Origin of the sequence: Rhodobacter viridis (assembly GCF_003217355.1) — a bacterium.
In the GTDB taxonomy this organism is placed as follows: domain Bacteria; phylum Pseudomonadota; class Alphaproteobacteria; order Rhodobacterales; family Rhodobacteraceae; genus Rhodobacter; species Rhodobacter viridis.
The window spans coordinates 468,846-494,421 of sequence record NZ_QJTK01000001.1; the positions used below are offsets into that span (position 1 = coordinate 468,846).

The window sequence follows — 25,576 nt, forward strand, 5'->3', positions numbered from 1 at the left end:
CGCTTGCAACCGCGGTCATCGCGGCTTAGCAAAGTGGGATGTTGTCGATCCATCAGTCCCCCGCCTTTGCCCCGCCGCCGGCTGCCTTCAACATGGCGGCCCATGTTCTTGCGCATGCCGATCGCCTTTCCGACCGCTCGGCCTTGCAGATCGTCGGCCCCTCGGGTGCCGAACGCTGGTCTTTCGGCCGATTGGCCGCCGCGGTGCGAGGTACGGGGGCAGGTCTGCTGAAGGCTGGCCTTGTACCAGGCGATCGCGTGCTTCTCCGCCTCGGCAATACCCCCGAGTTTCCGGTCGCCTTTCTGGGGGCCATTGCGGCGGGTCTTGTTCCGGTGCCGACCTCGCCCCAACTGACCGGCGAAGAAATCACGAAAATGGCGGCGCAGATTTCACCCGCAGCCGTCGTGGCCGGAGAGGGGATATCGCTTCCCGATAATCCGCGGATGATCCTGACCGAGACTGATCTGCGTGGGTTCGAAGCGCTTCCGCCCTGTGATTATCAGATGGTTTCTCCCGATCGGCTCGCCTACATCGTCTTCACGTCGGGCACATCCGGGTCGGCACGGGCGGTCTGTCATGCACACCGCGCGATCTGGGCGCGGCAGATGATGCACGACGGCTGGTATGGCCTGAGCAGCTCCGACAGATTATTGCATGCCGGTGCATTCAACTGGACCTATACCCTCGGGACCGGTCTGATGGACCCTTGGACTGTCGGAGCCACCGCCTTGATCCCGGCTCCGGGCGTCGATCCGGCGATGCTGCCCTTGTTGTTGCGTCGGTTCGACGTGACAATTTTCGCAGCAGTGCCAGGCGTCTACCGACAGCTTCTCAAGCATCACCAGACGTTGAACCTGCCCCGACTGCGCCACGGCCTGAGCGCAGGAGAAGCCTTGCCCGCACTGACACGACGCCACTGGACCGACGCCAGCGGCACCCCGATCTTCGAAGCGCTGGGCATGTCGGAATGCTCGACCTTCATTTCCTCCTGTCCGATGCACCCGGCCCCCGAGGGCACTATGGGATGGCCTCAAGCCGGTCGCCATGTCGCAGTCCTGTCGCCCGAGGGCGTGCCTGTACCCCGTGGCGAACCCGGCGATCTGTCGGTGCATTGCACGGACCCCGGGCTCTTCCTTGGTTATTGGGGTGCCGAGGCCGAGGCGCGCGCAAAGTTTACACCTGATGGTCAGTGGTTCCGGACAGGTGACATCGTCACCATGACCGAGGCCGGGGCGATCACGTATCAGGGGCGCGTCGACGACATGATGAACGCGGGCGGCTTCCGCGTCAGCCCACTGGAGGTAGAGGCTGCAATGGTCACTTGTCCGGACGCTGGCGAGGTCGCTGCGGTCGAGTTGCGCATCTCGGAAGAGACAAGCCTCGTCGCGCTGGCCCATACCGGGTCGGCCTCGGAAGAAGCGCTCTCGACGCATGCTGCCGCACACCTGGCACGTTACAAGCAACCCCGAATCTACCGTCAATTTCCCGCCTTGCCACGCAATCGCAATGGCAAAATTGACCGGAAAACACTGCGCAACACATGGCCGGAACTTGCAGGAAGCGGAGCAAGCCAATGATTCCTCTTGATATCTTCGCGGACCCCGTTTGCCCGTGGTGTTACCTTGCCAAAGCTCAACTCGACCGCGCGCTTGAGGCACGGCCCAATCATCCCTTTCTGATTTCATGGTATCCGTTCCAGCTGAACCCGACCTTGCCGCCCGAGGGCATGGACCGCGGAGCTTGGCTGCACGCGCGTTTCGGGGCTGACGCTGACCGCATCGACCTTCCCGTGCTTGAAGCGGCACGGACGGCCGGTGTCGAGATAAACTTGCCAATAATCGCCACGGTGCCGAATACACTGAATGCGCACCGCCTGCTTCATTGGGCGGGAATCGAGGGCGCGCAAACACCTGTCATGGCGGGTCTGCTGCGCGCTTATTGGCGTGAAGGCCTCGATATCGGGGCATCGGAGGTTCTCGTGAAAATCGGTGCGGATGCTGGCCTCTCCGCAGATGTGCTTCGGCGGCTGCTGGCAAGCGATGCCGATATCGATGTCGTGCAGACGCGCGAAACACATGCACGGGATCGCGGTATTACTGCCGTGCCCACGTTCATTCTTGACAATGTGCATGTGATCACAGGCGCCCAACCTGCGAAGCTCTGGATGCGGGTCATCGACGATCTCGCCGCGACGTAGTTACGCGTTTTCGCACATCTTTGTGCGCGGCTGCGCTCTGGCCTTATACGTGCGTTCGGATATGGTTCCGGCCGAACCTTGAAAGGCTGCGCATGTCCGACACTCACGCTTCTGCGGCGCCCCCCCGCATCCCCGTTTTCGAATTCACCGCGTTGATGGCGCTGCTGGCGGCAACGGTCGCCTTTTCCATCGATGCCATGTTGCCCGCGCTGCCGGAAATCGCAGCCAAGCTGACACCCGAAGCCATCAACCGGGCGCAGCTTGTCCTGACCTTCTTCGTTCTCGGGATTGGGGTCGGCACCTTCGTTGCGGGTCCACTCTCCGATGCGATCGGCCGAAAACGCACCATTCTCGTCGGGGTCAGCATCTTCGTGATTGGCGCCGCCATCGGTGCACAGGCGCAAAGCCTCGAGGTGCTTTTGGCCGCGCGATTTGTTCAGGGATTGGGCGCGGCGGCACCACGTATCGTGCCAATGGCCCTTGTGCGCGACATGTATGCCGGACGCGAGATGGCAAAGGTCACGGCCTTCATCATGATGGTCTTCATTCTCGTTCCCGCGCTGGCCCCCTCGGCAGGTCAGCTCATAATCGGCTTCGCGGGGTGGCGCGGGGTCTTCTATGCCTTCATCCTCTTCGCCCTGATAGGCCTGACCTGGCTCAGCCTGCGGCAACCGGAAACGCTCGCGGTTGATCGGCGACGTCCGCTTCACCCGACCTTGCTTTGGGACGGTACGAAGGAAGTGCTCAGCGACCGTGACGTGCGGCTCTACATCCTGACCATGACACTTGGGTTCGGGCAGATGTTCGCGCTGCTTTCCTCGTCGCAACAACTGTTTGCGGCCTTCGGTGCAGTTGAGACCTTTCCGAAATGGTTCGCCCTGATGGCCGTTCTTGCGGGCTCAGGCACGGCTTTCAACGCCATGTTCGTGATGCGCCTTGGTATGCGCAGGATGGTGCGCGGAACCTACATGATGCAGGTCGTCTCCTCGGGTGCAATGCTCGCCCTGATCCTTGGGGGCGCGGTGACGCCCCCAAACGGTTTCGTGTTCCTGTTCGCCTGGACCGTAACCGTCTTTATGATGGCAGGGATCACATTCGGAAACCTGAACGCGCTCGCGATGCAGCGCATGGGGCATCTTGCGGGACTTGCCGCCTCGGTCGTATCCGCGATTTCAACGATGGGTGCGGTATTGATCGCGGCCCCGGTCGGGCTGATGTTCGATGGGACCGCGCTGCCGATCGTGATGGCGACGCTGACCTGTTCGAGCCTTGCCGTGATCCTGATGGGTCTCGTGCGCGAGAACGCATAAGGGGGCCGTCACGCCCCCTTTTTCTTTTCGGTCTTTTTTGCTGCGACGACTTTCTCCGCAAGATCGCGCGCGATCGAAAAAGCGCCCTTGATCTTATCGGCATCGTTGGCCCAGTCGCGGCGCACGACAACCTTGTTGCCATTGATCTTCGCAGCGCCGCGTTCCGTATTCAGGAATTCAACCAGCCCGGCAGGGTTCGGGAACTTATCGAGATGGAACTGAACGGTCGCACCCTTCGGCCCGGCATCCATGCGCGAAATCTGCGCGCGCTTGCACATCGCCTTGATCCGGACAACCAGCATCAGCGTGTTCACTTCCTTTGGCAAGGGACCGAAGCGATCAATCAGTTCCGCCGCGAAACCCTCCATCTCGACCTTGCTCGCAAGGCTCGACAGACGCCGATAAAGCCCCAGGCGCACATCAAGATCCGGGATGTAACTTTCTGGAATCATGACAGGAACGCCAAGATTGATCTGCGGTGACCAATCCCCGTCATCGGCCGTCTCGGTGAGTTCACCAGACTTCAGCTTGGCGATCGTTTCCTCAAGCATGGCCTGATAGAGCTCGTAGCCAACCTCCTTGATATGGCCCGACTGCTCTTCGCCCAGTAGGTTCCCGGCCCCGCGCAAATCGAGATCCTGGCTCGCCAGCGAGAAGCCCGCGCCAAGGTTGTCGAGGCTCCCCAGAAGCCGCAACCGCTTCGTTGCCTGCGGGGTCAGCGGCAACCGCGGCTTCGTCGTAAGGTAGCAATAGGCGCGCATCTTCGAGCGCCCGACACGGCCGCGGATCTGGTAAAGCTGCGACAGGCCGAACATGTCAGCCCGATGCACGACCATCGTGTTCGCCGTCGGAATGTCGAGACCGGATTCGACAATCGTCGTTGCCAGTAGGACATCGTGCTTGCCATCGTAGAAGGCATTCATCCGGTCATCGAGTTCGCCGGCCGCCATCTGTCCATGCGCGATGATGTAGCTGACCTCGGGCACATGGCTGCGCAGGAAATCCTCGACTTCCGCAAGGTCCGAAATCCGGGGCACGACGTAGAAGCTCTGACCGCCGCGATAATGTTCACGCAGCAGCGCTTCGCGGATCGTGACGGTATCGAACTCGCTGACGTAAGTGCGGATGGCCAGACGATCGACGGGGGGCGTTCCGATAATCGAGAGGTCCCTGACCCCCGTCAGGCTCAGTTGCAACGTCCGGGGAATGGGCGTTGCGGTCAAGGTCAGCACATGGATCTCGGAGCGCATCTCTTTCAGGCGCTCCTTGTGCTGAACGCCGAAATGCTGTTCTTCGTCAATGACTAGCAGGCCGAGATTGCGGAACTTTACGCCCTTGGCAAGCACGGCATGGGTGCCGATGACGATGTCTACCGTGCCATCCGCAAGGCCTTCGCGCGTCGCATTTGCCTCCTTGGCCGAAACGAAGCGCGAGAGCGGCTTCACCGTCAGCGGCGTGCCGCGGAAGCGTTCGATGAAAGTCTTGGCGTGCTGACGCGCAAGCAGCGTCGTGGGGGCGATCACCGCCACCTGCATGCCAGAACTGGCCGCGACGAAGGCGGCCCGCATCGCCACTTCGGTCTTGCCAAAGCCGACGTCGCCCACAACCAGACGATCCATCGGACGGCCCGCCGCAAGGTCGGTCACCACGTCCTCGATCGCCGCCAGCTGATCGTCGGTCTCGGTATAGGGGAACCGGGCGGCGAAGGTCTCCCAGTCATGATGCGCGGCTTCGAGAATCGGTGCTGCCCGGAGCAACCGCTCTGCAGCGATCCGCATCAGCCGGTCGGCAATCTGGCGGATCCGCTCCTTCAGCTTCGCTTTCTTCGCCTGCCATGCCCCACCGCCGAGCTTGTCGAGCAGCCCTTCCTCATGCCCGTAGCGCGAAAGCAGCTCGATGTTCTCGACCGGCAGATAGAGCCGATCCCCCCCGGCATATTCGAGCAGCACGCATTCATGCGGTGCCCCAAGCGCCGTGACGGTCTCGAGGCCCTTGTAGCGGCCGACGCCATGATCGACGTGCACGACAAGGTCACCGGGCGAGAGGCTTTGCGCTTCGGTCAGGAAGTTCTCGGCCTTGCGCTTGCGGCGCGGTTTCGCAACCAGCCGGTCGCCCAGAACATCCTGCTCCGAGATGACCGTGAGCCCCTCGGCCTCGAACCCTGCATCGAGTGCCCAGACCGCAAGCCCCAGCCCCTCGATGCCGCGGGCATCGGAAATCAGCTTCGCCCCGGAAAGACCTTCGTCTTCCAATAATCCTTTCAAACGCTCCCGCGCGCCCTCGGACCAGCTCGCGATCACCACCGGACCACGCTGCAATCTCGCTTGCACGTGGTCTTTCAAGGCACCGAAAAGACTGACATTTTCCAGCTGACGTTCCGGTGCGAAATTTCTGCCGATCTTCGCTTCGGCATTCAGGATACCCGGCCCGGGCGGCGCTTGCAGCACCTGCAGTTTCAGAACGCGATGCTTCGCAAGCTCGCTTTCCCAGCCCTTGCCGTCGAGATACAGCAGATCCGGCGGCGCGGGTTTGTAGACCGTATCCAGCCGATCCCGCCGGTTCATCGCCTCGCGTCGGGTGTCGTATTGATCGGCGATCCCGTCCCAACGCGCGGCCCGCTGCGGCTCGATCTGATCGTCGAGCATCACCGTCGCATCTTGCAAATAATCGAACAGGGTCTCCAGCCGATCGTGGAAGAAGCCCAGCCAGTGCTCCATCCCGGCGTGTTTGCGCCCGGCAGAAACCGCCTCGTAGAGCGGATCATCCGTGCCGCCTGCCCCGAATTCGATCCGATAATTCTGCCGGAACCGCGTGATCGAGGCCGGATCGAGGATCACCTCGCTCACCGGGGCGAAATCGATCTGGCTCAGCTTTTCGGTGGTGCGCTGGTTCGCCGGATCGAAGCGCCGCGCGCCATCCAGAACATCGCCGAAAAGATCAAGCCGCACCGGACCGCCTTCCCCCGGCGGATAAATGTCGATGATTCCGCCACGCACGGCGTAATCCCCCGGCTCCGACACCGTCGACACCGGCGAAAACCCCATGCGGACCAGAAATTCCTTCAGCCCCTTTTCATCGATCCGCTGCCCGACCCGTGCCGAAAAGCTCGATCCCGCGACGAGCCCCCGCGCCGGGACCCGCTGCGTTGCCGCGGCAAGCGTCGTCAGCAGCACGAAGGGTCCCGTGATCACACCCGAAGCGAGCGTCGCCAGCGTCGCCATCCGCGCCGCCGAAATCTCGGGGTTCGGCGAAACGCGATCGTAAGGAAGGCAGTCCCAGGCCGGAAAGGTCAGAACCGCCGCCTGCGGATCAAAGAAGGCCAGCGCCGCGCGCATTGCCTCGAGCCGCCGGTCATCGCGGGCCACATGAATGACAGGTCGCCCCTTGGCCAGTTCCTTGGCCAGAAGTTTCGCGTCATAGCCCTCGGGGGCGCCTGAAAGAAGAAAGTGCTGCATGGGCGAGAGGTATCGGAACGCGCTGACCTGTCAAGGGCTCAGCCGAGCGGAGACAGCTGCAGGTTTTGAAACATCCCCCAAAGCGCGGTCACGCAGATTGCGCACATGCCAACCGCCTGTACCGAGACCCGATGCCGGATCAGGATCCGCGCCACGGTTTCCACCTCGGGGTCTGCGGCCAGCACCTTTTCGAGCCGGGCCGCCGTGCGCAGGCTCAAGAGCCCGACGCCGCTCAGCGGCACGACGATCAGCGCCACCGCCTGCGCGAACTCCATCCGGAAGACGAAGCCCAGAACGACGATCAGGCTGAGCAGGAACGAGGCAACCAGCGTCAGCGTCACCCCCGCCTCGCGGCCGATCGACAGGATTCGGCGCACGTTGACGCTGGCGAGCATCAGCATGTCTTCGGCCACCGGGCCGCCCTTGCGCCGCGCCCGCACGATCAGATCGAAAGGCACCCCAAGGACATAGTGCGAGGCCGTGGACCAGGTCACTGCCAGCGCGATCCAGTACCAGAGGTTCGAAAACGACCGCATGTCGATCAGGTCGAAGATCGTTTGCAGAATGTCCAAGGTCTTGCCCGCCCGTTGCCTTCTCCCGGTTTCGCGCATCGGCGCCGCGGTTGCAAGCGCGCCTTGGCGCGGGCGCGACAATGCGGGTCTTGAGCCAGCCCGCGATCCGTGGCACCCACGGCGACGAAGGAGACCGCCCATGACCCTGATCACCCCCCCCTTTCCCACCAATCGCCTGCGCCGGATGCGCCGCACCGAAGCCCTGCGCGACCTCGCTCAGGAAAACCGGTTGTCGGTCAAGGATTTGATCTGGCCGATCTTCATCACTGACGTTCCCGGTGCGGATGTCGAAATCTCCTCGATGCCGGGGGTTGTGCGTCGGACCATGGACGGCGCGCTCAAGGCCGCCGAAGAAGCCGCGACGCTGGGCATTCCCGCGATCTGTCTCTTCCCCTACACCGATCCCGCGGTGAAGACCGAGACCTGCGAGATGGCCTGGCAGCATGACAATTTCGTCAACCGCGTGATTGCCGCAATGAAACAGGCGGTGCCCGAGGTTGCGATCATGACCGACATCGCGCTCGACCCCTACAATGCGAACGGCCACGACGGTCTGGTGCGCGATGGCATCATCCTGAACGACGAAACCACCGAAGCGCTGGTCAAAATGGCGCTCGCGCAGGCCGATGTCGGCGCCGACATCCTTGGCCCCTCGGACATGATGGACGGCCGCGTCGGCGCGATCCGCACCGCGATGGAGGCCGCCGGTCACAAGGATATCGCGATCCTCAGCTATGCGGCGAAATATGCCTCGGCCTTCTATGGTCCGTTCCGCGATGCGGTCGGCGCCTCGGGCGCGCTCAAGGGCGACAAGAAGACCTATCAGATGAACCCGGCGAACAGCGCCGAGGCGCTGCGCAACGTCGCCCGCGACATCGCCGAGGGCGCCGACATGGTGATGGTGAAGCCGGGCATGCCTTACCTCGACATCGTGCGTCAGGTGAAGGACGCCTTCGGGATGCCCACCTATGCCTATCAGGTTTCGGGCGAATACGCGATGTTGATGGCGGCGGTGCAGAACGGCTGGCTCAACCATGACAAGGTGATGCTGGAAAGCCTGATGGCCTTCCGCCGCGCTGGCTGTGATGGCGTTCTGACCTATTTCGCCCCCGCGGCGGCAAAACTGATCGGCGCCTGATCGCGCATCGGACCCAAACAGCCGCGGGCGCAAGTGACAAGCGTTCGCGGCTGCGCTAATCTCGCTCCAACCGGTCCGATCAAGGCCGGACAGACATGGAGCGAGCAGATGACAGAACTTTCCAGACGGTCCCTTCTCGTGCTCGGCGGTGCCAGCCTCGGCCTTGCCGCCTGTGGCAATGGCGTGGGCTCGAACGGTGGCGCCACAATCGATGCGCGCGTCGATGCCACGCGCGACTACATGTTGCGCAGCTTCCCCTCGACCAAACAATTGCTGAGCAAATCGGTCGGCGTACTTTACATGCCGCTGATGACCGAGGCGAGCTTTGGCTTCGGCGGTGCCTTCGGGCGCGGTGCGCTGCGCATCAACGATGTGACGGTGGATTACTATTCTGCCGCCTCGGCCTCGGTCGGCTTCCAGATCGGCGCGCAGCAATATGCGCATGCGCTGTTCTTCATGACCGAAAAAGCGCTGGCAGATTTCCGCAAGGCCGATGGCTGGGAACTGGGCGCGGATGCGCGCTACGCCCTGCCCGATGGCGGCGGCGCGATCGGCACCGACACGACAACGACGCTGGCTCCGGTGGTGGTGCAGGTCTTCGGCCAATCCGGCCTGATCGTCGGCGCCTCGCTGGCCGGGACGAAATACACCCGCATCATTCCCTGAAACGATCCTCCAGAAAACCGAAAGGCGCGGAAATTTCCGCGCCTTTTCATTTGGTTGCGAGGCGAAGCTTAGACTTCAGCCGCCGTAGATGACCTTGACGTAATTTGTCGTCTCTTCGTAATCGGGCACGCCATCGGCCTTGTCCACAGCCTCGGGACCGGCGTTGTAGGCGGCCAGCGCCAGCCGCCAATCCCCGAAGCGGTCGTACATCATGCGCAAATACCGTGCCCCGCCTTCGAGGTTTTCCAGCGGATCGGTCGCATCGACGCCCAGCAATTGCGCCGTGCCCGGCATCAACTGCGCCAGCCCTGTCGCCCCCTTCGGCGAGACCGCGCCGGGGTTCCAGCCGCTTTCCTGTTGCACGAGCCGCAGAAACAGATCCTCGGGCACCCCATTGCGTGCCGCGGCGGCCTTGGCATGGGCCAGATATTCTCCCTTGTAGCGCCCGCTGTAGCGCGGCAGCGCAACATTCGAACTGAGACCGCCCTTCGGCGCATCGGGCCGCAGGCGCACCGAATTGTCGTATTGCCCGGAGAGACGGCCATCAAGCAGCGCGAATTGATTGCGTCGGACCAGTGATTGCGACTTGGACGAGGCGCGGCCCAGGACCAGCCCCTCCGCATCGGCCTTACTGATGGCTGAGGGACTGACCGTCACTGCCATCGCAAGTCCAACCGCTGCAACGATTTTTCGCATACAAAACCCTGAAGGTGCCCTCTTCGGGCGGAACTATAAGGGCAATTCCGGCGAATGCCTAGCGTCTTGCGCCGAGGCACGTTTTATGGGCAAAGTATCGCCGACGCTTCAGATCGGGGCCGCTTCATCGCGGCCCCTGAAGCATTTAGAGGCAACGCCGGATCGCTCCGGCCACTACGGAGAGTTTCATGGCAGGATCGGTGAACAAGGTCATTCTGGTCGGCAATCTGGGCCGAGACCCGGAAGTGCGCAGCTTTGCCAATGGCGGCAAGGTCTGCAACCTGCGCATCGCCACCTCGGAAACCTGGCGCGACAAGCAATCGGGCGAGCGCAAGGAACGCACCGAATGGCACTCTGTCGCGATCTTCAACGAGGCGCTCGCCAAGATCGCCGAGCAATATCTGCGCAAGGGCTCGACCGTCTATATCGAGGGGCAACTCGAAACCCGCAAATGGACTGACCAGCAGGGGCAGGAACGCTATTCGACCGAAGTCGTTCTGCGTCCCTACACCGGCAACCTGACGCTGCTTGGCGGCCGTGACGGCGGCGGCTCGGGCGGTGGCGGTGGCGGCGGCGGCTACGGCGGCGGCGCGCAGGGCGGCGGTTATGGTGGTGGCTACGACGACGGCCCGGGCTATGGCGGCGGCAGTGGCTCCTCGGCCCCCTCGGGTGGCGGCGGCGGCGGTGGCCGCCCGGATTTCGACGACGACATTCCGTTCTGACGACAAGGGGGCCGAAAGGCCCCCTTCTTCATCACGATGCCATCTGATCGGGGCACTCAGCCCAAGGCACGCAGCCGCGCGATCAGGCTCGAGGTATCCCAGCGCCCGCCGCCCATCTTCTGCACATCCTTGTAGAACTGATCGACGAGCGCCGTCACCGGCAGGCTCGCGCCGGTCTCGTTTGCGGTGGCAAGGCAAATCCCCAGATCCTTGCGCATCCAGTCGACGGCAAAGCCGAAATCGAAGCGGTTTTCCGCCATCGTCTTCGAGCGGTTCGTCATCTGCCAGCTGCCCGCCGCACCCTGACTGATCACCTCGACCAGCGCCCCGGCATCCAGCCCGGCCTTCTCGGCGAAATGCAGCGACTCGGCCAGCCCTTGCACCAGACCGGCAATCGCGATCTGGTTGCACATCTTGGCGAGCTGCCCCGCGCCGCTCTCGCCCAGCCGCCGACAAATCCGGGCGTAAGCGGCAATCACCGGCTCGGCCGCGGCATAATCCGCTTCGCTCCCACCGCACATCACCGAGAGCACGCCATTCTCGGCTCCCGCCTGACCGCCCGAAACCGGCGCATCGACGAAGCCAAACCCCTTCTGCGCCGCAATCGCCGACAGCTCGCGCGTCACCTGCGCCGAAACGGTGGTGTGATCGACGAAAATCGCCCCCGGCGCCATCCCGGTGAAAGCCCCCGTCTCACCAAGGCAAACCTGACGCAGATCGTCGTCATTGCCGACACAGGCCATGATGAACTCTGCCCCCGCGGCCGCTTCAGCCGCCGTAGCGGCACGGGTGCCCGCATGATTGGCGACCCAGGCCTCGGCCTTCGCCGGGCTGCGGTTCCACACCGTCACCGCATGCCCGCGCGCCGCCAGATGGCCCGCCATCGGAAAGCCCATCACGCCCAAGCCAAGAAACGCCACCTTTGCCATCACCGCTCCCTCTGCACGCGTTTGCGCGTTGAACATTGCCTGCCTGTGACTTAGTAACGCCCCCGCCTGCCCCGTCAATTCTCTCCGTCAAATCCCGGTCCGAGGTCGCCGCATGTATCGCCTGTTCACCTGGTTGGTCCGCATCGTCTCGGCTGTGCTTGCGCTCGCGCTCGTCGCCGCGTTCGGCGTCTGGTATTTTGCCACCCGCTCGCTGCCCGATTACGACGCGACCTATCCGATGGAGGGGATTTCGGCCCCGGTCGAGATCGTCCGCTCGACCGAGGACGTGCCGCATATCTTCGGCAAGACCGATGCCGATGTCTATTTCGCGCTGGGGCTCGCCCATGCGCAGGACCGGCTCTGGCAGATGACGCTCGCGCGCCGCACCGTGCAGGGGCGGTTGAGCGAGGTCTTTGGCGAAAAGACCCTGAAAACCGACGAGCTGATGCGCCGGCTCGACCTTTACGGCGCGGCGCAGGCCTCGGTCGCGGTGCAGGATCCGGCGACGAAATCGGCGCTTGAGGCCTATGCGCGCGGCGTCAACGCCTGGATCGAAGAGGTGAACCGCTCGGCACTCGGCCGTGGCGCCCCCGAGTTTTTCCTCTTCGATGCCGAGATCGCCTACTGGACCCCCGCCGATTCGATCGCGCTTTTGAAGCTCTTGGCGGTGCAGAACTCCACCCAGATCGACGCCGAGGTCCTGCGCGCGCAGCTCTCGATGCTGGGTCAAGGCTGGGCGACGGACCTGATGCCCGAGGTTCCCGGCCCCGGCACGATCGCCCTGCCGCGCTATTCCGCGCTGTTCCCCGATCTTTCCGCCGCACAGGTGCAAACCGCCAGCGATGCCGAGGGGCCGCTCTCCCCCTTTGCCAGCCGCGATTTCGGCGCTGCTTCCAACGCCTTCGCCGCCGCGCCCGCGCGCTCGGCCGCGGGCGGTTCGCTTCTGGCCAATGACCCGCATTCCCCCTTCACCGCGCCCTCGCAATGGTATCTCGCGCGGCTCGAGCTTTCGACCGGCGGCGTGATCGGCGCGACGATTCCGGGCATTCCCGCGATCCTCACCGGCCGCAGCGAGGCGCTGGGCTGGGGCATCACCGCCTCCTGGGCCGATGACGAGGATCTTTTCGTCGAGGAACTCGATCCGAAACAGCCCGAACGCTATCGCACGCCCACCGGCTGGGCCGATTTCACCACGCGCAAGGTGATCGTCTCGGTCAAGGACGCCGCGCCGGTGACGCTCACCCTGCGCTGGACAGAAAATGGCCCAGTCCTGCCCGCCGGTCACTTCGATCTGGGCAAGGTGACGCCGCCCGGCCATGTGATGAGCCTTGGCTGGTCGGCACTCTCGCCCGCCGATACCTCGATGAGCGCGGCACTGAGGATCATGCAGGCGAAAACGGTGCCGGATGCGGTTGACGCCGGTGAAGGCTTCATCGCCCCCTCGATGAACCTGACGCTCGCCGATGCGACCTCGGTGGGCATGGTCACGCTGGGTGCGCTGCCGCTGCGCGATCCCGCCAACGCCACCGAAGGCCGCATGCCGCAGCCGGGCTGGCTTTCGGCAAACCGCTGGCATGGCCGCCTGCCCTATGACAGCAATCCGCGCCTGCTCGAGCCCGAGGGCGGGATCGTCGTCAATACCAACAACAAGCTGATCGACCGGCCGTTTCCGCTCCACGTCAGCTACGACTGGGGCGACAGCCAGCGCGTCGCCCGCCTGACCCGCCTGATGGGCGAGCGCGAGGTGCATTCGCGCGAAAGCTTCATAGCGGTGCAGACCGACACCGTTTCGCCCGCCGCGCGCGGCCTGCTTCCACTCGTCGGCGCCGATCTGTGGTTCACCGGCACCCCCGCGCCCGAAGGCACGCCCGAGCGGTTCCGCCAGCGCGCGCTGGAACTCCTCGCCGCCTGGGACGGCGACATGAACGAGCACCTGCCCGAACCGCTGATCTATGCCGCCTGGATGCGCGAATTCCAGAACCGGCTGATCCGCGACGAACTCGGCCCGGAACTCGCCGCCAAATTCATCCATATCGAGCCGCTTTTCATCGAACATGTGCTGCGCAACGTGAATGGCGCCGCGCGCTGGTGCGACGTGCTGCAATCGGCGCCGGTCGAGACCTGCACCGACATCGCCCGCATCTCGCTTGATGCGGCGCTGCTCGGCCTGAAGGAAAAATACGGGCCACAGATCGAAAGCTGGCGCTGGGGCGACGCGCATGAGGCGCATCACGACCACACGGTTCTGGGGCAAAACCCGATGCTGGGCTGGCTGATGAACATCCGGCAATCGACCTCGGGCGGCGATTTCACCCTGAACCGCGGCCTGACCGCAGGCACTGGCCCGGAGCCCTTCGCGAATGTTCACGGCGCGGGCTATCGCGGGGTCTATGATTTCGCCGATCCGGATTCCTCGGTCTTCATCATCGCCACGGGGCAATCGGGCCATCCGTTCTCGCCGCATTACGACGATCTGGCCGATCTCTGGCGGCGCGGCGAATATATCCCGATGTCGCTTGATCCGGCTCTGGCGCGGGCAGCGGCCGCCGGGATCACCCGGCTGGAACCGCTCACGCCCAAGGAGTGAGCGGTGAAAGGGCGTATTTGAACCAAGAAAAAACAGCCGCTTTTTCTCGGCCTAAATACGCCTTTTCAACGACTTGCAAAGCAAACCTAAAGTGATTGAAAGCGGGTTTTCTGCGCCTCGGTCCAGCGCAGGAGCAGCTTCCAGCCGTCTTCGCCCTGCACCTCGTCACGGATCACGCCCTGCGCATGCAGCCAGGCATGTTCCTTGCCCGCGGTGAAAGGCAGGTCGATCTCTTCCTCGATCCGCTCATCGCCCAGACGGGTTTCGATCGCCGCCAGAAGCGCCGGAATGCCCTCACCTGACAGCGCCGAGACTGCCTGCACATCCGAACGCCGCGCGTCCTGACCCAGGAGTCCCGCCCGCACCGCCTCGGACAGGGCGTCGATCTTGTTCCAGACCTCGATCAGCGCCACATCCTCGGCCACGCCCAGGGATTCAAGGATCTCGCCGACGTCTTCGGCCTGTTCCTCGGTCTCGGGGTGGGAAATGTCGCGCACATGCAAGATCAGATCGGCTTCCAGCACCTCTTCAAGCGTCGCGCGGAAGGCCGCGACCAGTTCGTGTGGCAGGTCCGAGATGAAGCCTACGGTATCCGACAGGATGATCCGCCGACCGGAGGGCAGCACAAGGCCGCGCATCGTCGGGTCGAGCGTTGCGAACAGCATGTCCTTGGCCAGCACCTCGGCTCCGGTCATGCGGTTGAAAAGCGTCGATTTTCCGGCGTTCGTATAGCCCACGAGCGCGACGATTGGGAACGGCACCTTGCGCCGCGCCGCGCGGTGCAATTCGCGCGTCTTCACCACCTTCGCCAGCTGCCGCTTCAACCGGATCACCTGATCGTCGATCGCACGCCGGTCGGCCTCGATCTGGGTTTCGCCAGGACCACCGACGAAGCCGAAACCGCCACGCTGGCGCTCGAGGTGGGTCCAGGCCCGAACCAGCCGCGTGCGCTGATAGGACAGTGCCGCCAGTTCAACCTGCAGCACGCCTTCGCGCGTCCGCGCCCGATCGGCGAATATCTCGAGGATCAACCCGGTCCGATCCAGAAGCTTGACGCCCCATTCCTTTTCCAGGTTGCGCTGCTGGATCGGGCTCACAGGACCGTCGACCAGCACCAGATCCACCTCGGCCGCGGTGAGGCGCTCTTTCAGCTCGGCCATCTTGCCGGTGCCGAAAAGATGCCCCGCATGGGGTTTGGGCAGGCGCACGATTTCGTGGCCCATGATCTGCAAATCAGGCAGGGCAGCCGCAAGCGAAACCGCTTCTGCCAGCCGCAACTCCGGCTCGCGCCGGGCATCGACCGTCTTCAGGTCGGGGTGCAGCACCCAGACGCGGGTCGGACGGTCTTTGGAAAGGATGGGGTCGCTCAGTCTTCGCCCTCGTACAGAGAGATCGGCGAGCCGGGCATGATGGTCGAGATCGCGTGTTTATAGACCAGCTGCGACTGGCCATCGCGGCGCAGCAGCACGCAGAAGTTGTCGAACCAGGTGATCACGCCCTGCAGTTTCACCCCGTTGATGAGGAAGATCGTGACCGGAACCTTGGTCTTGCGGACGTGATTGAGAAACGCATCCTGAAGGTTCTGTTTGTCGGCAGCCATTTTTTCTTATGCCTTTTTTTGTGTTTTGTCCTGTCGCGCGGGGCCGGGTTCGGTCTCCCGTGTCAAGTATGCGCAAAGGTGCACGAGATTCCAGCCAAAAAGCAGTGACTTGTTCGTGGGGCACGGAAAATGCCGTGCCCCTGTCGCCTTCGGGGCGCAGTCAGGCGGGTTGCGACCTCAAAGGTCATCCCCCGCGGTTTCGATCTCGTCCTCCTCGGCCTCGTCAAAGCCCGCGCCGCCCCGGCCCGATTTCGCCGAGGTGACGACGCCGAGCGACTTCAGCTTGCGGTGCAGCGCCGAGCGTTCCATGCCGACGAACGCCGCCGTGCGCGAGATGTTGCCGCCAAAGCGGTTGATCTGCGTCAGCAGATATTCGCGTTCGAACAACTCGCGCGCCTCGCGCAGCGGCAGCGACGCAAGCTGACCGCCCAGAACGATGCGCCCTTCCTCGGGTTGCGCGGCATTGCCGGGCAGTTCCCGCGCCTCGATCGGGCCGGTGCCGTCGCCAAGGATCAGCACGCGCTCGATCACGTTGCGCAACTCGCGGATGTTGCCGGGCCATTCCATCGTCTGCAGACTGGCCACCGCTTCTTCGGACAGCGCCCGCTGCGCCAGCCCCTGGGTGCGGTTGAAAACGTCGATGAAATGGGCGGCGATCAGCGGCACATCCTCGCGCCGTTCGGCCAGCGAGGGCACGGCGATCGGCACCACATTCAGCCGGTCGTAAAGCTCCTGCCGGAAGCGCCCGGCGGCGATTTCCGCTGGCAGGTTGCGCGTGGTCGAGGAGATCACCCGCAGATCGACCCGCACCTTGTCCGAGCCACCCGCGCGGGTGAATTGCTGCTCGGTCAGCACGCGCAGGATCTTCGACTGCGTCCCAAGCGGCATCTCGGCCACTTCGTCGAAATAGATCACGCCGCCATGGGCTTGTTCGAGAAGGCCTTTTTCGATTCCGCGCTCGGTCGTCTCGCGACCGAACAGCACCTCTTCCATCCGCTCGGGCGCGATCGTCGCGGAGTTCACCGTGACAAAGGGCGCCGCCGCACGGGTCGAATGCTGGTGGATGTAGCGCGCCGCAGATTCCTTGCCCGAGCCGGGATCGCCCGTCAGCATCACCCGCCCGTTCGATTTCGTCACCTTGTCGAGCTGATCCTTCAACCGCCGGAACGCCGCAGAATTGCCGATCATGTCGCCCGAATGCAGGTCCCGCCGCCGCAGGCTCGAATTCTCGCGCCGCAACCGGCTGGTCTCCATCGCGCGCGAGATCACAACCATCAGCTGGTCGATGTTGAACGGCTTCGAGATGAAATCGTAAGCGCCCTGCTTGATCGCCGCGACCGCGATCTCGATGTTGCCATGGCCCGAGATGATGATGATCGGAATGTCGGGATTGTCCCGCTTCACCGTCTTCAGGATGTCGATCCCGTCCATCCGGCTGTCCTTGAGCCAGATGTCCAGGATCATCAGCGCCGGCGCCTCGGCGTTGATCGCCTCCATGCAGGCATCGGAATTGGCCGCCGTCCGCGTCGCGTAACCCTCGTCCTTGAGGATGTCGGCGATCAGCTCGCGGATGTCCTTTTCGTCATCGACGATGAGAATGTCGCTCATGGCTCACTATCCTTGATGGCGCGCAGCCCGGTCCGGGCGCGGGGCAGTCTGATTTCGGCACAGGCCCCCGCATGGGCGCCAGTGTCAAAGGGGGGCGCATCGGTCAGAACCAGCATGCCGCCGTGTTCTTCGATGATCTTCTTCACGATCGAAAGGCCAAGGCCGGTGCCCTTGGCGCGGGTGGTGACATAGGGCTCGAAGAGCCGCGCCCGGTCGGGCGGCAGGCCGATGCCATTGTCCATGATGCGGATCTCGACCGCTTCTGGCTCTTCGGTCAGGCTGACCCGGACCTCTGGCGCGAAACCGTCGGGGGCGCCCTTTTCGATCAGGCTCTCGATCGCTTCGCCAGCATTCTTGATCAGATTGGTCAGCGCCTGGCTGATCATCGTCGCATCAAGTTCGACCACCAGAGGCCCGTCCGGCAGATCGGCCGAAAGCTTCGCCCCGTGCAGGGATCCCTCCTGCAACAGCACCGCATCGCGGGTCAGTTGCACGATGTCATGATCGCGCCGGTTCGGCTCCGGCATTCGGGCAAAGCGGGAAAATTCATCAACGATCCGGCGCAGATCATCGGTCTGGCGGATGATCACGCCGGTCAGTTGCTCCAGCGCCTCGGCCTCTTCCGCTGCGACCTGGCGGCTGAACTTGCGCTTGATCCTCTCGGCCGAGAGCTGGATCGGCGTCAGCGGGTTCTTGATCTCATGCGCAATGCGCCGCGCGACATCGCCCCAGGCCGCCATCCTTTGCGCCGAAACCAGTTCGGTCACGTCGTCAAAGGCCACCACATAGCCCTCGCGCCGCCCCGAAGCGCGCCGCTCGGCCATCCGCACCAGCAGGCTTTCGAGCCGACCATCGCGGGAAACCCGCACTTCCTCTTGCACGACGGAGTGCAGACCGTCCTGCAACCTATTGAAAAGAGATATAAACTCTGGAACTACTTCGGAAAGCGCGCGATCGGTGTCGCGTGCGGGCGACAGCTTCAGCGCCCGCATGGCAGAGGGGTTGAGAAAGTCGATCCGCCCCTCGGCATCGAGACCGATCACCCCCGAGGTGACCGAGGACAGCACGGAATCAAACATCCGCCGCTGCTCATCGGTTTCCCGATGCGAGGCGACAAGCTCATCGCGCTGCCCCTTGAGTTGCCCGGTCATTCGGTTGAAGACTTGCCCAAGCGTGGCGATTTCGTCATCGCCTTCTTCCTCGATCACACGGGCATCGAGATCACCGCGCCCGACCCGCTCGGCCGCCGCCGCCAGTCGCCCGATCGGACGCGACAGACGCTCCGCAAACCACAGACCCGCCCAGATCGCGGCCAGGATCAGGATCAGCGCGAAGCCGACGTAGATCAGGCCGAACTCGAACAGCACCCGCCCGCGCGAGGATTCAAGCTGCTGGTAGAAGCGCACGGTCTCGCGCGTGTTGTCGAGAAGCGAGAGGATCTGGCCATCGACCGCACGCGAGACATAAAGGTAGCGGTCGACATAGGCGTCGAGCTTGATCAGCGCCCGAAATTCCGAGTTCGACCAATCCTCGATCAGAACCGTCTCGCCCCTGGCGGCTTGAACCACCTTCTCGGGCGGCGGGGTTTCATAGTCGAAGAGATAGGAGCGATCCCCACGCGCGACGATTTCCGCCCCGCCATCAATCACATAGGCTTCCTTGAGGCCGCGCTGGATGCCTTGTTGCCCCGACACAAGCCATTCGCGCAAATCGCCATCATCGGCAAAGGTCGCCGCCTGACGGCGCAGGTTGAGAAACCCGGCCAGCGCCTCGGCATCCTGCACAAGATCGTGGCGGTGCTCTTCTTGATAGGCTTCAGCGGCGGCAAGCGAGGTGCCGACGACCGAGCGCACCCGATCCGAGAACCAGCCCTCAAGCCCGATGTTGACAGTCAGACCCGCGAACAGTGCCACCAGCACGGTCGGCACCAGCGCAATACCGGCAAAGACCCCGGTCAACCGCAGCGTCAGCCGCGAGCCCGTCGCCCGCGCGCGGCGCGCCGCCATCATCTGGGTCAGACGCAACAGGATCAACCCGGCCAGAACAAGGAAATAGACGAAGTCGCTGAGCAGGGTCAGGCGCAGGGCGATGCTGTCAGCACCCTGCCCCAGCGGCCCCAGAACCACGAAGGTGATGATCGCCAGCGCCGGGCCCAGCACCGCCAGACCGAAGACGAAGCCACTCTGCACCCGGCGCTGGCGCCGCAACCGCGCCAGTTTCTCCCAAGCTGAGCCACTCCTCGTCATGGACACGACGGGTCCCCCGGATTTCCGCCGCGGCGAATCCGTGAGGTGGATTTGCCACAATTACCTGTGGCCTATTTACATCAGTTTGCGCCGCCTTGTCACCTGAATATCCAGATCGGTGATCTTTTTGCGCAAGGTATTGCGGTTGATCCCCAAAAGATCCGCACATTTGGCCTGATTGCCGCCGGTGGCATCGAGCGCGATTTCGATCAGCGGCGCTTCCATTTCCGCCAGAATCCGGTCGTAAAGCCCGGGCGGCGGCAGGTTTCCGCCATGCAGATCGAAGTAACGCCGCAGGTGCCGCGCGATCGAGGCCGAGAGTTTCTCGCCCTCGCCGCCCGCGCCGCGCAGCGGCTCGACCGCGGGCTGATTGCCCAGAACGAATTCGACCTCGGCCCGGGTGATCTCTTCCTCGGAGGCCGTCACCACAAGCCGCCGGACGGTGTTTTCCAGCTGCCGGACGTTGCCCGGCCAGGCATAGGCCCGCACCAGCGCCATCGAATCCGCCGAAAAACGCCGCATGCCCAGACCATCGCGCTCGGCCCGGCCGAGGAAATGCTCGGCGAGCAGCGGAATGTCTTCAACCCGCTCGCGCAGCGCGGGCACGGCCAGCGTCACGCCGCCCAGACGGTAGAACAGATCCTGCCGGAACCGGCCCGCCTCCATCAGCGCGCCCAGATCGACCTGGGTCGTCGCCATGATCCGCGGCGCGGGATCGGGCAGCGCGTCAAGCATCCGCACGATCCGCCCCTGCGTCTCGTCGTCGTAATCGCCGACCTCGTCGAAAACCAGCGAGCCGCCCTTGACCCGGGCAAGCAGGCTCGAGGGGCCATCGGCCCCCATCAGATCGGCCGCCTGCGCCACCACGAAGGGCAATGTGCGGCGGTCTGAGAAATCGTGAATCGCCTTTGCGATCAGCGATTTGCCCGTGCCGGATTCGCCCATGATCATCACCGGCAGATCGGCGTTCATCACCCGCGCCACCAGCCGGTAAAGCGCCTGCATCGCCGCCGTCCGTCCGACAAGCGGCAGATCGGTGCCCTCGGGGCGCGTGGTTTCAACGACTTTCGGCACCACCTGCGCGCGCCGCTTCAGCTCCAGCGCCCGCGCCGCCCGCTTCATCAGATCGGGCAGGTCGAAGGGCTTCGGCAGATAGTCATAGGCATCGGCTTCGGCCGCCTGAATCGCCGTCATGATGGTGTTTTGCGCCGAGATCACGATCACCGGCAGGCCCGGACGTTCCCGCGCGATCCGCGGCAGCGCCTCGAGCCCGTTGCCATCGGGCATGATCACATCGGAGATCACCAGATCCCCCTTGCCCTCTTCGACCCAGCGCATCAGCGTCATCAAGGACGCCGTCGCATGGACCTTGCAGCCCGCGCGGGTCAGCGCCTGGGTCAGAACGGTGCGGATCGTGCGGTCGTCGTCGGCGACGAGAACGGTGCCATCCATCGGTCAAAGCTCCTTCGGGGCGACGGGCAAGGAAATGCGGAAAAGGGTGCGGCCAGGAACGCTTTCAACGCTGATCCAGCCGTTATGTTCGGAAATGATCTTCGAAACGAGGGCAAGGCCAAGGCCGGTGCCGTTCTCCCGCCCCGAAACAAAGGGTTCGAAAATCGAGCTGGCGATATCGGCAGGAATGCCGGGACCGTCGTCGATCACCTCGACCTGCAGCGGCAGGCGCTGGCCCCCGCCATCGGGTCGACGCAGCCGCAGCGCATAGTCGTAAAAGGTGCGCAGACGGATCGTGCCTTGCCCCTTCGACGCTTCGGAGGCGTTCTTCAACAGGTTCAGGAACACCTGCGTCAGCTGATCGGCATCACCGAGCGTCGGCGGCAGCGAGGGGTCGTAATCCTCGACGATCAGCATGTGCGCGCCGAAACCGACGCCTGCGGATTTCCTTGCCCGATCAAGCACATCGTGGATGTTCACGGGTTTCATTTCGGGCGGACGCACATTGCCGAACTGTTCGACCTGCTCCAGCAGTTTCACGATCCGGCGGGTCTCATCCACGATCAGATCGGTCAGCTCCAGATCCTCGCCCGAAAGCCCCATCGACAGCAGTTGCGCCGCCCCGGCGATGCCCGCGAGCGGGTTCTTGATCTCATGCGCCAGCATCTCGGCCATGCCGATGGCCGAGCGCGCCGCCGATTTCACCATGCTTGCGCGACCCAGCCGGTCGGCGATCTCACGCGGGGAAATCAGCAACAGCACCGTTTCCGGGTCATCGGCAATCGGCGCGGCCTGCAGATTGCATTGCACCGGCGCCCGTTCCCCCGTCGTCAGATCGACGTCATTGACGAACAAGGCCGAGCGGTTCTTGCGCACCCGGGCGAAAATCTCTTCGAGCGGTGCGGAAATCGCCAGCCGCTCGCCAAGCGCCTGCCCCTTCAGCGCGCGCGCCGAGAGGTTGAGGAACAATTCCGCCGCCGGGTTGATCTCGATCACCCGGTCGTTGACGTCGAGCATCAGCGCGGGCAGCGGCAGCGAGTTCCAGATGATGCCGGGCGGGGGCAGGTTCATGCGGCATCCCTGTCGGAAAAGGCGCTGCGGATCAGCGCGAGCGTCGCAGCGGGATCGGTCGAGCGCATCATCTCGGCGCGCAGCGGGGCGTCGGCCGCCTCGGCATACCAGCCCAGATGCTTGCGCGCGATGCGCAGCCCCAGATCGCGGCCATAAAAACTAAGGATACCCTCGTAATGCTCTGAAATCAGATCCGAAAAGGCGGACCCGGCGGGCAACGTCGGCATTGCCTTGCCAAAGAGAGACGCCGCGATCTGCGCCAAGCGCCACGGCGCGCCTTGCGCACCGCGCCCGACCATGACGCCCGCCGCGCCGCTCTGATCGAGCGCCGCACGGGCCGAGACAGCGTCAACGATGTCGCCATTCGCCACGACCGGCACCGAAACGGCTGCACGCACGACGGCAATCGCGCTCCAATCCGCCTCGCCGGTATAAAACTGCATCCGCGTGCGCCCGTGAATCACGATCATCTTCACCCCGGCCGCTTCGGCCCGGACGGCAATTTCCGCAGCGTTCAACTGCTCCGTGTCCCACCCAAGCCGCATCTTCAGCGTCACCGGCAGATCGACCGCGCCCACCACAGCCTCGATCAACCGCAGCGCATGGTCGGGATTGCGCATCAGCGCCGCACCCGAAAGCCCGCCGGTCACCTTTTTCGCCGGACAGCCCATGTTGATGTCGATGATCTCGGCGCCCATGTCGGCAACGATCTTTGCAGCCTCGGCCATCGGCGCCGCTTCGCGCCCCGCCAACTGCACAGAGGTCGGCAGCCCGGCCGTCAGCTCCGCCTGCGCCTTGGCCCGGACCGAGGGTTTGGCGGTCAGCATCTCTCCGCTCGCCACCATTTCAGACACGACAAGCCCCGCGCCGAACCGCGCCACCATGCGCCGGAACGGCAGATCGGTGATGCCCGCCATCGGCGCCAGCAGCACCGGAGGGTCGAGGCGAATGTTATCGAGGCTGATCGTCACTTGGTCTCTCATTTGCAACTGCCCAAGGAAGTAGCGTCCGATCCGAGGAATCACAATTGCGTCCGCACATCTGACCCATCACTTGGGCGAGAAAAATCGGCAACCGCACATAATTTAGGCAAAACGGCTGCGGCTCCGTGTGCATTGCACCCGCGCCGTGCATGTCCTAAGCCTTTGGCAAGCAAGGAGGCATCATGACGGTTGCGGTGATCATCGTCGCGGCAGGTCGCGGCACGCGGGCGGGCGAAGGCCTGCCGAAACAGTGGCGCGATCTGGCCGGGCGGCCGGTTCTGGCTCAAACGGTCGAGGCTTTCGCGGGCGTCGGCCGCATTCTGGTCGTGCTGCATCCCGACGACATGGGGCTTGGCATGGACTTGCTGGGCGGTTCGGTCGTGCTGGTCGCAGGTGGCGCGACGCGGTCGGAAAGCGTGAAGAACGCGCTTGAAGCGCTTGAAGGCTCGGATGTGACGCGGGTCCTGATCCATGACGGCGCCCGGCCGCTGGTTCCGGCCTCGGTCACGGCGGCGGTTCTGTCTGCGCTCGACACCACCCCGGGCGCAGCGCCCGCGCTGCCGGTCACCGATGCGCTCTGGCGCGGCGAGAACGGTCTTGTTGCCGGCACGCAGGACCGCGAGGGGCTCTATCGCGCCCAGACCCCGCAGGGCTTCCGCTTCCCCGATATTCTCGCGGCGCACCGCGCCCATCCGGGCGGCGCCGCCGATGATGTCGAGGTCGCGCGTCACGCGGGGCTTTCCGTGGCGATCGTTCCGGGGCATGAAGACAATCTGAAGATCACCTATGCGCCGGACTTTGCCCGCGCCGAGGCGATATTGCGTGAACGAAAGGGGCTGACGATGGATGTGCGACTGGGCAACGGCTATGATGTGCATGCCTTCTGCGAGGGCGATCATGTGTGGCTGTGCGGGGTGAAAGTGCCCCACACCAAGGCGCTGCTCGGCCATTCCGACGCCGACGTGGGCATGCATGCGCTGACCGATGCGATCTATGGCGCGCTGGCCGAGGGCGATATCGGCCGTCACTTCCCGCCGACCGATCCGCAATGGAAAGGCGCCGCCAGCTGGATCTTCCTTGAACATGCCGCGAAACTGGCGAAATCGAAGGGATTCCGTATCGGCAACGCCGACGTGACGCTGATCTGCGAGCGCCCGAAGGTTGGCCCGCATGCGATCGCGATGGCCGCCGAACTCGCCCGGATCATGGACGTCGAGCCCTCGCGCGTGTCGGTGAAGGCCACGACTTCGGAGCGGCTCGGTTTCACCGGTCGCGAGGAAGGCATCGCCTCGATCGCCACCGTGACGCTGATCGGCGCGTAAGATGACGGCCCGCTGGCTGCAGGCCATCACAACCTTCGGCTTCGTCGGCCGGTTGCGCCCGGCGCCGGGCACCTGGGGCACGGCGGCGGGGCTGGCCGTGCTCTGGGCGATCGAACGCTTCGCCGGATTCGGCCCGCTTGTGGCGGCAACGGCTGTGATCACAGCAATCGGCTTTTGGGCGGTGGCACTTGAGTTGCGCGATCGCCCGGGCGAGGACCCTTCGGAAATCGTCATCGACGAGGTGGCTGGCGTCGGTGTCGCCCTCCTCTTCCCCGCCGCCGGGTTCTGGATGCGGGACATGTCGATGGTCTGGCCGGGGCCGCTGGCGGCTTTCCTCTTCTTCCGTCTCTTCGACATCTGGAAGCCTTGGCTTGTCGGCCGCGCCGACCGTCGCGGCGACGCGGCGGGGGTCATGCTCGATGATCTCTGGGCAGGTTTGTTCGCGGGGATCTGCACCGTGATCGGAGCCGGGATCTATCACGGTCTCATCCGATGATCGCCGTGGAAGTTCTTGATTCCGCGCGTGCAAAAGGCATTCGCATTGCGACGGCCGAAAGCTGCACCGGCGGCATGGTGGCCGTGGCTCTGACCGAGATCCCCGGCTCCTCCACCGTCTTCGAGCGCGGCTTCGTCACCTATTCCAATGCGGCAAAAGTCGAGATGTTGGGCGTGCTGCCTGCCACGCTCGACGCTTTCGGCGCAGTATCGGAACAGGTGGCGCAGGAAATGGCAGAAGGGGCGCTGGCCCATTCCTCCGCCGATCTGGCGGTTTCCATCACCGGCATTGCAGGCCCCGGCGGGTCAGAGTTCAAACCCGAGGGCCGGGTCTGCTTCGGCATCGCCCGTCGCGGCGGCGAAACGCACACCGAAACGCAAGATTTCGGCGCGCCGGGACGCTCGGCGGTTCGGACAAAGTCCTGCGACCATGCCCTGTCGCTGCTCGCCGCGGCCATTTCGTAATCTGCCGCAAATCCCGGCTTGGCGCATAAATTGCGCCCAAAGCTTGGGCAAACCAAATGCGC

The 25,576-nt window shown here is 64.1% G+C and carries 21 protein-coding genes; 10 read left to right on the forward strand and 11 right to left on the reverse strand.

Going from position 1 to position 25,576, the window contains the following annotated elements; all coding sequences use genetic code 11:
• Window positions 1-38 precede the first annotated feature (38 nt).
• The 3 genes from C8J30_RS02260 to C8J30_RS02270 all read left to right on the forward strand — a co-directional run bounded on the left by C8J30_RS02260 (window position 39) and on the right by C8J30_RS02270 (window position 3,507).
• Window positions 39-1,577 (forward strand): class I adenylate-forming enzyme family protein, encoded by a 1,539-nt coding sequence (locus C8J30_RS02260; RefSeq protein WP_110804084.1) that lies wholly within the window; start codon window positions 39-41, stop codon window positions 1,575-1,577.
• Window positions 1,574-2,197, forward strand: a complete 624-nt coding sequence (locus C8J30_RS02265; protein ID WP_110804085.1) for a DsbA family oxidoreductase — start codon at window positions 1,574-1,576, stop codon at window positions 2,195-2,197. Before C8J30_RS02260 ends, C8J30_RS02265 begins: the two co-directional genes overlap by 4 nt.
• A 92-nt stretch (window positions 2,198-2,289) precedes the next feature.
• Window positions 2,290-3,507: a multidrug effflux MFS transporter gene (locus C8J30_RS02270; RefSeq protein ID WP_110804086.1), complete on the forward strand. Its 1,218-nt coding sequence runs from the start codon at window positions 2,290-2,292 to the stop codon at window positions 3,505-3,507.
• Window positions 3,508-3,515: 8 nt separating this feature from the next.
• Here the strand turns inward: C8J30_RS02270 and mfd are convergent, their stop codons facing one another.
• Together mfd and C8J30_RS02280 are read right to left on the reverse strand one after the other, a co-directional pair.
• Window positions 3,516-6,962, reverse strand: coding sequence for a transcription-repair coupling factor (gene mfd / locus C8J30_RS02275; protein ID WP_110804087.1), 3,447 nt, complete (start codon window positions 6,960-6,962; stop codon window positions 3,516-3,518).
• A 38-nt stretch (window positions 6,963-7,000) separates the two neighbouring features.
• Window positions 7,001-7,534: a component of SufBCD complex gene (locus tag C8J30_RS02280; protein ID WP_245909685.1), complete on the reverse strand. Its 534-nt coding sequence runs from the start codon at window positions 7,532-7,534 to the stop codon at window positions 7,001-7,003.
• A gap of 139 nt (window positions 7,535-7,673) precedes the next feature.
• Here C8J30_RS02280 and hemB point away from each other — a divergent pair, with 139 nt between their 5' ends.
• A complete protein-coding gene (gene hemB / locus C8J30_RS02285; RefSeq protein ID WP_110804089.1) occupies window positions 7,674-8,672 on the forward strand; it encodes a porphobilinogen synthase in 999 nt (332 codons plus the stop codon).
• 108 nt (window positions 8,673-8,780) lie between these two features.
• Entirely contained in the window at window positions 8,781-9,338 is a 558-nt protein-coding gene (locus tag C8J30_RS02290; RefSeq protein ID WP_110804090.1) for a lipid-binding SYLF domain-containing protein, read from the forward strand.
• Window positions 9,339-9,413: 75 nt separating this feature from the next.
• On the opposite strand, the gene C8J30_RS02295 is transcribed toward C8J30_RS02290, so the two are convergent.
• Window positions 9,414-10,034: a lytic transglycosylase domain-containing protein gene (locus C8J30_RS02295; protein ID WP_110804091.1), complete on the reverse strand. Its 621-nt coding sequence runs from the start codon at window positions 10,032-10,034 to the stop codon at window positions 9,414-9,416.
• Window positions 10,035-10,222: 188 nt separating this feature from the next.
• Between C8J30_RS02295 and ssb the strand changes: the two genes are divergently transcribed.
• Window positions 10,223-10,756, forward strand: a complete 534-nt coding sequence (gene ssb / locus C8J30_RS02300; RefSeq protein WP_110804092.1) for a single-stranded DNA-binding protein — start codon at window positions 10,223-10,225, stop codon at window positions 10,754-10,756.
• Window positions 10,757-10,812: 56 nt separating this feature from the next.
• Here the strand turns inward: ssb and C8J30_RS02305 are convergent, their stop codons facing one another.
• The gene (locus C8J30_RS02305) at window positions 10,813-11,685 is read right to left on the reverse strand and encodes an NAD(P)-dependent oxidoreductase (RefSeq protein ID WP_110804093.1); all 873 of its coding nucleotides are present in this window, start codon (window positions 11,683-11,685) and stop codon (window positions 10,813-10,815) included.
• Between the two features lie 112 nt (window positions 11,686-11,797).
• Here C8J30_RS02305 and C8J30_RS02310 point away from each other — a divergent pair, with 112 nt between their 5' ends.
• The gene (locus C8J30_RS02310; RefSeq protein ID WP_110804094.1) at window positions 11,798-14,272 is read left to right on the forward strand and encodes a penicillin acylase family protein; all 2,475 of its coding nucleotides are present in this window, start codon (window positions 11,798-11,800) and stop codon (window positions 14,270-14,272) included.
• 86 nt (window positions 14,273-14,358) lie between these two features.
• On the opposite strand, the gene hflX is transcribed toward C8J30_RS02310, so the two are convergent.
• The 7 genes from hflX to dusB form a co-directional block, all read right to left on the reverse strand.
• Window positions 14,359-15,642 carry a GTPase HflX gene (gene hflX, locus C8J30_RS02315; RefSeq protein ID WP_110804095.1) on the reverse strand — a complete coding sequence of 428 codons (1,284 nt, stop codon included), beginning with the start codon at window positions 15,640-15,642 and terminating at the stop codon, window positions 14,359-14,361.
• Window positions 15,639-15,872 (reverse strand): RNA chaperone Hfq, encoded by a 234-nt coding sequence (gene hfq / locus C8J30_RS02320; protein ID WP_013067525.1) that lies wholly within the window; start codon window positions 15,870-15,872, stop codon window positions 15,639-15,641. Before hfq ends, hflX begins: the two co-directional genes overlap by 4 nt.
• A gap of 177 nt (window positions 15,873-16,049) precedes the next feature.
• The gene (gene ntrX, locus C8J30_RS02325) at window positions 16,050-17,480 is read right to left on the reverse strand and encodes a nitrogen assimilation response regulator NtrX (RefSeq protein WP_110804096.1); all 1,431 of its coding nucleotides are present in this window, start codon (window positions 17,478-17,480) and stop codon (window positions 16,050-16,052) included.
• Window positions 17,477-19,726: a sensor histidine kinase NtrY-like gene (locus C8J30_RS02330; protein ID WP_110804097.1), complete on the reverse strand. Its 2,250-nt coding sequence runs from the start codon at window positions 19,724-19,726 to the stop codon at window positions 17,477-17,479. Before C8J30_RS02330 ends, ntrX begins: the two co-directional genes overlap by 4 nt.
• Before the next feature lie 75 nt (window positions 19,727-19,801).
• On the reverse strand, window positions 19,802-21,178 hold the full coding sequence (locus C8J30_RS02335; protein ID WP_110804098.1) for a response regulator: 1,377 nt from the start codon (window positions 21,176-21,178) through the stop codon (window positions 19,802-19,804).
• 3 nt (window positions 21,179-21,181) lie between these two features.
• Window positions 21,182-22,249, reverse strand: a complete 1,068-nt coding sequence (locus C8J30_RS02340; RefSeq protein ID WP_110804099.1) for a two-component system sensor histidine kinase NtrB — start codon at window positions 22,247-22,249, stop codon at window positions 21,182-21,184.
• Window positions 22,246-23,220 carry a tRNA dihydrouridine synthase DusB gene (gene dusB / locus C8J30_RS02345; RefSeq protein ID WP_181420756.1) on the reverse strand — a complete coding sequence of 325 codons (975 nt, stop codon included), beginning with the start codon at window positions 23,218-23,220 and terminating at the stop codon, window positions 22,246-22,248. Before dusB ends, C8J30_RS02340 begins: the two co-directional genes overlap by 4 nt.
• Before the next feature lie 194 nt (window positions 23,221-23,414).
• Here dusB and C8J30_RS02350 point away from each other — a divergent pair, with 194 nt between their 5' ends.
• Genes C8J30_RS02350 through C8J30_RS02360 form a run of 3 tightly spaced genes read left to right on the forward strand, consistent with a single transcriptional unit; the run spans window position 23,415 to window position 25,514 of the window.
• A complete protein-coding gene (locus C8J30_RS02350; protein WP_110804101.1) occupies window positions 23,415-24,554 on the forward strand; it encodes a bifunctional 2-C-methyl-D-erythritol 4-phosphate cytidylyltransferase/2-C-methyl-D-erythritol 2,4-cyclodiphosphate synthase in 1,140 nt (379 codons plus the stop codon).
• A 1-nt stretch (window position 24,555) separates the two neighbouring features.
• Window positions 24,556-25,050: a phosphatidylglycerophosphatase A family protein gene (locus C8J30_RS02355; RefSeq protein WP_110804102.1), complete on the forward strand. Its 495-nt coding sequence runs from the start codon at window positions 24,556-24,558 to the stop codon at window positions 25,048-25,050.
• Window positions 25,047-25,514, forward strand: coding sequence for a CinA family protein (locus tag C8J30_RS02360; RefSeq protein ID WP_110804103.1), 468 nt, complete (start codon window positions 25,047-25,049; stop codon window positions 25,512-25,514). The genes C8J30_RS02355 and C8J30_RS02360 overlap by 4 nt, the downstream gene beginning before the upstream one ends.
• Window positions 25,515-25,576 lie beyond the last annotated feature (62 nt).